The 2,050-nt window shown below is 62.4% G+C and carries 1 protein-coding gene and 2 pseudogenes; all 3 read right to left on the reverse strand.

Going from position 1 to position 2,050, the window contains the following annotated elements; all coding sequences use genetic code 11:
• Nucleotides 1-108, reverse strand: a pseudogene (locus E5W87_RS15135) (3-oxoacyl-ACP reductase); the annotation flags it as partial.
• 234 nt (nt 109-342) lie between these two features.
• Nucleotides 343-1,692, reverse strand: a complete 1,350-nt coding sequence (locus E5W87_RS15140) for an EAL domain-containing protein (protein ID WP_292398642.1) — start codon at nt 1,690-1,692, stop codon at nt 343-345.
• 98 nt (nt 1,693-1,790) lie between these two features.
• Nucleotides 1,791-2,050: pseudogene (locus E5W87_RS15145) on the reverse strand (GtrA family protein); the annotation flags it as partial.

A 2,050-nucleotide genomic window follows, 5' to 3' on the forward strand; every position in this document is an offset into this window, starting at 1 on the left:
ACCCTGACGGAGGGTTTTGCACGTCAGGGTGGCGCCAATGCCGGAGCCGCCGCCGGTGATCAGCACCGAAGCGCCTTCAAGGTCGGCAAAGCGTGCCGATAGCATCATTTTTTTCTCCCTGCGCACGACCCTGAAAATCGGAATCGATTTTTCGGAAAGGATCATGCGCAAATCAAAAGCGCTACAGCGATCTTTGCGCGTCCAGAAGGACGTGCGGCGCTGTAGGCTCGGTCGGCGCGCATCCTAGCCAGCCCGGTCCGGGGAGCAAGGGCGAAAAACCGATTCTTACGGCTTATGTCTGACAAAAAGAAGGCTGCGCCGCAGCGGCAGCGCGGCCGGTCGTCAGATTGACTTGACGCGCAAGGCGCCGCGGAAGGAATCTCTGAGATAGCCGAGCGTGGCGTCGGCATCGACCGGTCTGCCGAACAGAAAGCCCTGCCCGCCGGCGCAGCCGAACTGGACAAGGCGCTCGGCCTGCGCTTCCTGCTCGATGCCTTCGGCGACCACATCCATGCCGAGCCCCTCGCACATGGCTAGGATCGCCCGGATGATGTGTTCGGACGGGCGGTCGTCGAGGATGGAGGAGACGAAGGCGCGGTCGATCTTGAGCTTGTCGAAGTGGAATTCACGCAGACGGCCGAGCGAGGACTGGCCGGTGCCGAAATCGTCGAGCGACACACGGATGCCGACGCGACGAAGGTTCTCGACGATCTTCTCGGCCGAGGCTGGATCGTTCATCAGGCCGGTTTCGGTGATCTCGATCTCGAGCCGGCGCGGGTCGAAGCCGGTGCGGTCGAGGATCGCCAATATGTGCAGCCCGGTGTTCTGGTCGACGAGCTGCGACGGCGACAGGTTGAAGGACAGGAACAGATCCTTGGGCCAGCTCCTGGCCGCCTCGGCGGCCTTGCGCAGCACAAGCTGTGACAGCGGGCCGATGATGCCCCGCTCCTCGGCGATCGGGATGAACACCGTCGCCGGAACCGAGCCGAGATCACGATCGGTCCAGCGCGCCAGCGTCTCAAAGCCGATGGTGCGGCGGGTCCTAAGATCGACGATGGGCTGGAAATGCGGCTCGACCTCGCCGGCCGAGACAGCCCGGCGAAGCGCCTGCTCAATGAGGGTAACGCGCTTGGCCGCTTCTTCCATCTCTCTGCTATAGACGACCACCCGTCCGCGGCCCGAACGCTTGGCATGGTAGAGCGCCGTCTCGGCCTTGCTGACCAGAATTTCGGTGGTCTCGTCGCCCGAATAAAACATCGAGCAACCGACCGAGGCCGAAAGCCTGGCAGTGCGTTCGCCGACATCGTAAGGCGCCGACAGTATCTCGATCAGCGTTCGTGACTTTTCGGCCGCCGCCTCCTCGCTGAACACCATCGGATAGAGGAAGGCATATTCGTCGGCGCCGATGCGGCAGACGGTGGAATGGCTGTCCATCGATGCGCGCAGCCGCATCGCCACCTGGATCAGGATCTCGTCGCCGGCCTTGTGTCCGAACAAGTCGTTGATCGGCTTAAAACCGTCGAGGTCGAGGATGCCGACGGTGAACGGCGCCGGATCGTCGGCGCGGTCGCTGATCAGGCGGTCGACCTTGTCGAAGAAGCGGCGATGATTGCCAAGCCCGGTCAACGGATCGGTAAAGGCCAGATCCGTGCTTTCCCTGGTTGCCTGCCCGGTGCCAAACGTCGTTTGCATCGGTAACCCTGTTTTAAGGTCGGAATAATTCCGAGACTGGCAGCAAACCCTTTAGGAACCGTACCCAAACCGATTTCTTTCACAGGTGAAGAGCCGTTTCAGCGGTCGAGCCGCACGCGGTACAGTTCGAGGGAACCTCCGCTGATGCGCATCAATCCGGCAAGAAAGCCCTGAGGCGCCTTGGCGGCGAGAAGCTCGCTTTCCGCATTGCCACGACAAACCGCGATAAGGCCGACGTGATGCGTCGCCACGACCGCCCTGGCATCGGCGGACGACCCCTGGAAGGCGTCGAGCGCAAGCAGATCTCCGGCGATGTTGCGGTGATAGGGCCCGGCGAAGACGCGATGACCGGAATATG

The organism is Mesorhizobium sp., assembly GCF_004962925.1.
Taxonomy (GTDB): domain Bacteria; phylum Pseudomonadota; class Alphaproteobacteria; order Rhizobiales; family Rhizobiaceae; genus Mesorhizobium.

Coding starts and splice junctions, on each gene's coding strand:
- E5W87_RS15140 (WP_292398642.1), bottom strand. CDS start 1,692: ATGCAAACGACGTTTGGCACCGGGCAGGCAACCAGGGAAAGCACGGAT.